6 protein-coding genes and 1 tRNA gene are annotated in these 6,967 nt (G+C 70.3%); 3 read left to right on the forward strand and 4 right to left on the reverse strand.

Annotated features, from left to right (window positions below):
* Window position 1: 1 nt before the first annotated feature.
* From J3486_RS37030 to J3486_RS37040, 3 genes are all read right to left on the reverse strand, one after another.
* Window positions 2-1,549 (reverse strand): Stp1/IreP family PP2C-type Ser/Thr phosphatase, encoded by a 1,548-nt coding sequence (locus J3486_RS37030; protein ID WP_229379186.1) that lies wholly within the window; start codon window positions 1,547-1,549, stop codon window positions 2-4.
* A gap of 137 nt (window positions 1,550-1,686) precedes the next feature.
* Window positions 1,687-2,205 (reverse strand): FHA domain-containing protein, encoded by a 519-nt coding sequence (locus J3486_RS37035; RefSeq protein ID WP_207828196.1) that lies wholly within the window; start codon window positions 2,203-2,205, stop codon window positions 1,687-1,689.
* A gap of 10 nt (window positions 2,206-2,215) precedes the next feature.
* A complete protein-coding gene (locus J3486_RS37040) occupies window positions 2,216-3,055 on the reverse strand; it encodes a DUF3662 and FHA domain-containing protein (protein WP_207828197.1) in 840 nt (279 codons plus the stop codon).
* Window positions 3,056-3,511: 456 nt separating this feature from the next.
* Here J3486_RS37040 and J3486_RS37045 point away from each other — a divergent pair.
* Window positions 3,512-3,595 (forward strand) — tRNA-Leu (locus J3486_RS37045).
* Window positions 3,596-3,871: 276 nt separating this feature from the next.
* On the opposite strand, the gene J3486_RS37050 is transcribed toward J3486_RS37045, so the two are convergent.
* Complete coding sequence (locus J3486_RS37050; RefSeq protein ID WP_207828198.1) at window positions 3,872-4,525, reverse strand: FMN-dependent NADH-azoreductase; 654 nt, start codon at window positions 4,523-4,525, stop codon at window positions 3,872-3,874.
* 228 nt (window positions 4,526-4,753) lie between these two features.
* Between J3486_RS37050 and J3486_RS37055 the strand changes: the two genes are divergently transcribed.
* Both J3486_RS37055 and J3486_RS37060 read left to right on the forward strand, forming a co-directional pair.
* Window positions 4,754-5,074, forward strand: coding sequence for a helix-turn-helix domain-containing protein (locus J3486_RS37055; RefSeq protein WP_229379222.1), 321 nt, complete (start codon window positions 4,754-4,756; stop codon window positions 5,072-5,074).
* 234 nt (window positions 5,075-5,308) lie between these two features.
* Window positions 5,309-6,859, forward strand: coding sequence for a DUF2252 domain-containing protein (locus J3486_RS37060; protein WP_374194815.1), 1,551 nt, complete (start codon window positions 5,309-5,311; stop codon window positions 6,857-6,859).
* Window positions 6,860-6,967: the final 108 nt, after the last annotated feature.

A 6,967-nucleotide genomic window follows, 5' to 3' on the forward strand; every position in this document is an offset into this window, starting at 1 on the left:
TCTACTGCTGCGCGCACGCCTTGGCCAGCTGCTGCTCTTCCTCGGAGAGAGTGGGGCCAGGGGTGGGCGTGGGAGAGGTCTTGGACTTGCCGGACGACGATGCCGAGGGTGACGGCGTGGGCGTGGCGGTCGCCGTGCGGTACGACGCCTTGGACGCCGTGCCGCCGGTGGTGGTGCCGCCGGCCTCGCCCTCGCCGGTCTTCGCGTTGTTCTCGTTCTCGGCCTTCTGCCGCGCGGCCTGCTTCTTGCATGCGGTGGCCTGCGCGGACAGCTCGTCGATCTTGTCCTGGGCGGCGGCGAGGTCGCCTTCGGTGATGGTCTCCTCGACCTGCTTGCGCTGGTACGGCGGCAGGTACTTGAGCTCGATCTCCGGGTGGTCCTTCTCCACCTTCGACAGGTTCACCCAGGCCAGGTCCTGGTCGATGCCGCGGTAGAGCGCCACGTGCTCTTCGTTCGAGCCGACGAAGTACTGCGTCTGCGTCCAGCGGTAGCCGCCGTACAGACCGCCGCCGATGACGCCGAGGGCGAGCGCGATGTACAGCGATCTCTTGAGCCACTTGCGGCCGCGGCGCGGCTTGACGAAGTCCTCCTCCGAGTACGCGCCGAAGCTCCCCTCGGGCGCGTAACCGGTGGTGTCACCGCTGCCGGGCGGGCCGAACTCGCCACCGCCACCGCCGCCCTGGCCGGGGACCGGTCGGCCCAGGCCGGAGGCACGGCCCGCCGGGGTGTCCATCGAGCCGTTGTCGTGCAGCTGGTGCTGGTTCTCCGCGACCGCGCCGACGATGACCGGGGCGTCCGAGATCTGACCGGCGAGCGTGTCCCCGCTGTCGATGTCGAGGACGTCCGCGACGATCACCGTGATGTTGTCGGGACCGCCGCCGCGCAGCGCCAGCTGGATCAGGTCCTGGACCGTCTCCTGCGGGCCCTGGTAGCTGGCGAGGGTCTCCTCCATCGTCTGGTGGGAGACGACGCCTGACAGACCGTCGGAACAGATCAGGTACCGGTCGCCGGCCCGCACCTCACGGATGGAGAGGTCGGGCTCGACGTGGTCGCCGCTGCCCAGCGCTCGCATCAGCAGCGAGCGCTGCGGGTGCGTGGTGGCCTCTTCCTCGGTGATGCGGCCCTCGTCGACCAGACGCTGCACCCACGTGTGGTCCTGCGTGATCTGCGTGAGCACACCGTCGCGCAGCAGGTAGGCGCGCGAGTCGCCGACGTGCACGAGACCGAGTCGCTGACCCGTCCACAGCAGCGCGGTCAGGGTGGTGCCCATGCCCTCGAGCTGGGGGTCCTCCTCGACCATCATGCGCAGCTGGTCGTTGGCCCGCTGCACGGCGGTGCCGAGCGAGGTGAGGATGTCGGAACCCGGCACGTCGTCGTCGAGCGCGACGATGGTGGAGATCACCTCGGAGGAGGCGACCTCACCGGCGGCCTGGCCGCCCATGCCGTCGGCGATCGCGAGCAGGCGCGGACCGGCGTAACCGGAGTCCTCGTTGCCCTCGCGGATCATGCCTTTGTGGGATCCGGCGGCGAAGCGCAGTGACAGACTCATGCGCACCTGCCCCGTTGACTCCGACTCCGGGTACATCCGCACGGTGCCCACCCTCCGGTCGGGAGCGCGCCGGTGCCCTGTGCCAGGACCACCGCGTCGGCTCGCTCGCTCCGCTCGCGCCTATTCATGATGTAGCACTACTTCCGCAGCTCGATGACGGTCTTGCCGATGCGGATCGGTGCGCCCAGCGGGATCGGCGTGGGCGTCGTCAGACGGTTCCGGTCGAGATACGTGCCGTTCGTGGACCCGAGGTCCTCGACGATCCACTGTCCGTCCCGGTCCGGATAGATCCGGGCATGCCTGCTGGACGCGTAGTCGTCGTCCAGCACGATCGTGCTGTCGTGCGCACGGCCGAGCGTGATCGTCTGCCCCTGCAGCGCCACCGTGGTACCGGTGAGACTGCCCTCGGAGACGACCAGCTTGGTGGGCGCGCCGCGGCGCTGGCGGCCGCCGCTCTGCTGCTGGCGCTGCTGCGGCGGCGCGGCAGCGGCCTGGCGGGCGGCCTGCTGCGGCCGCCCGGCGTCCCGCCGGGAACCGCGCGCGGTGACACGCGTGCCGAACAGGTCGCTGCGGATGACCTGAACGGCCACGATCACGAACAGCCACAGAACGGCCAGGAAACCCAGCCGCATGACCGTCAGGGTCAGCTCTGACATTGCCCCCGCTTCACCCTTCGGCTTGCCGGTAAACGATGGTGGTGGAGCCCACGACGATCCGCGAGCCGTCGCGGAGCGTAGCGCGGGTCGTGTGCTGGCCGTCCACCACGATCCCGTTCGTGGACCCGAGGTCCTGGATCGTGGACGGTGTACCGGTGCGGATCTCGCAGTGCCGGCGCGAGACGCCGGGGTCGTCGATCCGCACGTCGGCCTCCGTGGAACGGCCGAGCACGAGGGTGGGGCGGGAGATCTGGTGGCGGGTGCCGTTGATCTCGATCCAGTGCCGCACGCGGCTGCCCGGCATCGGGCCCGCGCCGGGGCGGTGCGCCGACGGGGCCTGCGCGGGCCGCCCGGGCGGCGGCGCGGCCGGCATCGGAGGTGCCGCCGCGGGCTGCGGGTAGCCGTAACCACCGGGCGCCTGGTTCGGCCGGGCGGCCGTGGGCCGCTCCGGACGCTCGGGCTGCTGCTGGCTCGTGGAGGAGGCCAGGGTGCGACTGCGCACCCGGTACAGACCTGTGTCCAGATCCTCCGCCTTCTCCAGGTGCACCTTGATGGGGCCCATGAAGGTGTACCGCTGCTGCTTCGCGTAGTCGCGCACCATCCCGGACAGCTCGTCGCCGAGCTGGCCCGAGTAGGGGCTCAGGCGCTCGTAGTCCGGCGCGCTGAGCTCCACGATGAAGTCATTGGGGACGACCGTCCGCTCGCGGTTCCAGATCGTCGCGTTGTTGTCGCACTCGCGCTGGAGCGCGCCCGCGATCTCGACGGGCTGCACCTCGGACTTGAAGACCTTGGCGAAGGTGCCGTTGACCAGACCTTCGAGACGCTGCTCGAACTTCTTCAGGACTCCCATGAGGCACCTCCTCCTTCGTTGCTGCCCTGCTTGCCGTGCCTGTCGCGCTCTCGTGCTTCCTCGTACTGCTTACTGATCGTATCCACGCGTCGGGAAATCGGCTGGTTCCCCCTGTCCGCCCGGTCGATGAGTGTCGACGCTCACAGACCTGTTCCGGCCCTGACTCCTGACCCTCGCCGGCCCCTCTGCGCGGATCCTCTTACGAGGGATCGTAGAGGTGGCCTCCGGACAGTGTCCCGTACCGGGCTGTGGAGCGGTCGGGGTCCGGCAAGGACGGGACCGGACTGTGGCCGGAGTGCGACCGCGGCGGCCGGTCCACCTCGGTACGGACCACGGGGACTGCCCGTCAGGTGCCCGCGGAAACGGATGTGAATCCACCCTCCGCAGCGTGCTAATCTTCTGCATGTCGAGAGGCGCTCACCCCGAAAGGGCGAAGGGCCAGGAGACACACCCAATGCGCGGGTGGCGGAATAGGCAGACGCGCTGGATTCAGGTTCCAGTGCCCGAAAGGGCGTGGGGGTTCAACTCCCCCCTCGCGCACAGCGAAAAGCCCCGCAGATCTCAGGATCTGCGGGGCTTTTGCGTTGCCGTACGCGCGTTGCCGTACGCGGGTGAGGATGCGGCGGCGAGCGTGCGATGGCGAGCTTGTGGGTGTGGGTGTGGGTGTGGGTGTGGGTGTGGGTGCCGGTGCCAGTGCGGTCGTTACGTGCTGGGCGCGGACGGGGGCGTGCCGGGTGCGGACGAAGGCGGGCGAAGGGCGCCGCGGGTCGATGACCTGCGGCGCCCTTCGCCTTTTCGCTGTGGGTTATGTCACCTTCAGGCGGTGAGGCGGGCGGCCACGGCCTTGCCCTTCTCCTTGGCGGCCTGGAGCGCCTGCTCGCGGGAAGCCTCGAAGAGCGGGATCAGCTCGGACATCGCCGGGTTCTGCGGGGCCATGGTCAGCTCGGGAACGATGAAGTCCAGGTCGAGCTGGAGGGTGTCGCGCAGGGTGGCGCCGAGGAAGTTCTGGACGTACTCCATGCCCTCGCGCGGGGTGCCCGGCGCGTAGGAGCCGCCGCGGCTGGCGACGACGGTGACCGGGGTGCCCTTGGCGGCCGGGGCGTCGACGCCCGCGGTGCGGCCGAACAGGATCACGTTGTCCAGCCACGCCTTCAGCGTCGACGGGATCGAGTAGTTGTACATCGGGGCGCCGATCAGGATCGCGTCCGCGTTCTCCAGCTCCTCGATGAGCTGCGCGCGCTCGGCGAAGGCGGCGGCCTGCTCCGGCGTGTGGTCCTCGGGGGCGGCGAAACCGGCGACGTGGGCGTCGGCCGTGATGTGGGCGACAGGGTTCGCGGCGAGGTCGCGGTAGATGACCGTGCCCTCCGGGTGCTGCTCCTCCCAGGCCTTGCGGAAGGCGTCCGTCACGCGACGGGAGGAGGAGGCGGGGCCGTCGAAGACGGAGGAGTCGATGTGCAGCAGCGTGGCCATGGGGGTGCTCCCGAAGTAGGTCCGGCCGAGCGGACTCGGCTGTAACTGAGTATGTAACTAGTAATAGCACAGGGACTTACTTTTTTTCACCCCCATACGGGAGCGCAGTACTCTGGATCCATGGCGGGCAGCGGGCAGGACAGGAAACGGGCGGGCGCACACAGCGCCGAGCCCGCGGGCGGGACCGCGGTGCACACCCCACAGGCGTGCTCGACGGTCGACATCGGCATGACCCGGGTCTTCGGACTCCTGGGCAAACGCTGGACGGGACTGATCGTGGCCGCCCTGATGCAGGGCCCGGTGCACTTCTCCGACCTGCGCCGGGCCATCCCCGGCATCAGCGAACGCATGCTCTCCGACCGGCTCTCGGAACTCGGCACCGTCGGACTCGTCGTCCGCCAGGTCGACGAAGGACCACCGCTGCGCGTCTCCTACCGCCTCACCGAAGCCGGCTCCGCACTCAAGCCCTCCCTCGACGAACTCGGTGGCTGGGCCGCGAAGTACCTGGGCGCCGAGGGCGGGACGTGTCCGGAGGAGTTCCGGAAGTAGGCGGTGCGGGGTGGGTCCCTCGCTTGTCGGCGGACGCCGCCGCTTGCCGGCGGGCGCCGCGGTGGCGCCATTCGCGGCGGTGGCGCCGGTCGCGGCGGTGGCGCCGGTCGCGGCGTTGCGTTGTCCACAGCTCGTGGGTTTTCCACAGGCCCCGGCAGCGTTCTCCACGCGGCGGTACGGTCGTGACCGGTCAGTGAGCGGTTCCGTACACACGGAGCGGGGGAGGCGATCGGCATGGGCGTCGACATGGGTGTCGGGGCGGAGGAAGAAGCAGTGGCGCCGCCACTGCAGAGGGCAGGCGGCGAAGGCGGCACGGAAGGTCCCGGAGGCGCGGGAAGCGCGGGAGGCGCGGGGGCCGGGCGGGCTCGGCGGCTGCCGCGCGTGGCCGGGTTCGCCGCACCGCCGCACACGACGGCATCGGCGGCATCCGGCGGGACCGGCTCCGGCGCCGCGCCCAAGGCCGTCGGCAAAGCACTGCGCAAGGACGTACCCAGGTCCGCGCACCGCACCTACGAAGAGGACTCGCAGCGGCCCGACGCCGTGACCGCCGTCGAGGAGTCCAACCGCGGCAGGATCGACGACCTCACCCCGATACGGGTCGGGCGGATGGCCGCCACCCCCTTCGCCTTCCTGCGCGGCTCCGCCGGCCTCATGGCCCACGACCTGGCCCGCACACCACTCACCGGCATCGGCGCCCAGATCTGCGGCGACGCCCACGCCGCCAACTTCGGCCTCTACGGCGACGCCCGCGGCGGCCTCGTCATCGACCTGAACGACTTCGACGAAACCGTCCACGGCCCCTGGGAGTGGGACGTCAAACGGCTCGCCACCTCCCTCGTCCTCGCCGGACGCGAAGCCGGAGCCGACGAGGACACCTGCAAACAGGCCGCACACGACGCGACCGGCGCCTACCGGCGCACCATGCGCCTGCTCGCCAAACTCCCCGTGCTCGACGCATGGAACGCGATAGCCGACGAAGAACTCGTCTCGCACACCGACGCCCACGACCTGCTCGGAACCCTGGAACGGGTCTCGGAGAAGGCACGGCAGAACACCAGCGGACGCTTCGCCGCCAAATCCACGGAACAGGTCGAAGGCGGCGGACTGCGGTTCGTGGACGCGCCACCCGTACTGCGGGGCATACCCGACGAAGAGGCGTCCGCCGTCGCCGCCTCGCTGGAGACATACCTGGACACCCTCTCCGAGGACCGGCTGCCACTGCTCGGGCGGTACGCGATCCATGACGTCGCGTTCCGCGTCGTCGGCACCGGAAGCGTGGGAACGAGGTCGTACGTGGTGCTGCTCCTCGACCACCGCGGTGAGCCACTCGTACTGCAGGTGAAGGAGGCACGCCCCTCGGCACTGCTGCCGCACCTGCCGACCGTCGGCTTCGCGGCGCCCGCCGTCGAGCACGAAGGACGCCGCGTGGTGCTCGGACAGAAACGCATGCAGGTGGTCAGCGACATCCTGCTCGGCTGGACCACGGTCGACGAACGCCCCTTCCAGGTACGCCAGTTCAGGAACCGCAAGGGCAGCGTCGACCCGGCCGCACTCGCCGCCGACCAGCTGGACGACTACGCCCGCATGACAGGCGCCCTGCTCGCCCGCGCCCACGCACACAGCGCGGACCCGCGGCTGATCGCCGGGTACTGCGGCAAGAACGAAGAGCTCGACGAGGCCGTCGCGGACTTCGCGGTCACCTACGCGGACCGTACAGAGGCCGACCACGGGGAACTGGTGCGAGCCGTGCGGGACGGGCGGGTGGCGGCGGAGGTGGGGGTTTAGGGGGTTCGGTCGGGGCTTCGGTTGGGGCTTCGGTTGGGGCTTCGGTGGTAGGGGTGTGGGCGGTAGGGGTGTGGGGTGGGGTGTTGGGTTTTAGGGGGGGGTGCGGGG

This window comes from Streptomyces sp. VRA16 Mangrove soil, from assembly GCF_017377775.1.
GTDB lineage: Bacteria > Actinomycetota > Actinomycetes > Streptomycetales > Streptomycetaceae > Streptomyces.